Consider the following 251-nt stretch of genomic DNA (forward strand, 5'->3'; position numbering starts at 1 on the left):
AATTTGACTATCGTGTTACGCAAAGCGATACCGCCTTCTGAACCCTTTTTCCCCGATTTGTCAAGCAACTGGATCAGGGAGTTTGTTTCGGCAAATTCAACCCCGAATGTTTTTGCAACACTACCCGTTTGTTTCAATGCTTCCGCAACCTCCCTGATTTCGGCAGAACCTTCGACAGTTCCTGCCGCCATGATGTTCATATAATCCGTCATAGTTTGTGCGGCTTTCATCGGATCATCAAGGGAAACCTT

General features: G+C 46.2%; 1 protein-coding gene. It reads right to left on the minus strand.

What is annotated here, in order from left to right; translation table 11 throughout:
- On the minus strand, positions 1-251 hold a 251-nt coding region (locus HMPREF2794_RS21685), incomplete at both ends, for a phage tail tape measure protein (protein WP_083312161.1).

Origin of the sequence: Bacteroides sp. HMSC067B03, from assembly GCF_001811315.1 — a bacterium.
Classification (GTDB): domain Bacteria; phylum Bacteroidota; class Bacteroidia; order Bacteroidales; family Bacteroidaceae; genus Bacteroides; species Bacteroides faecis.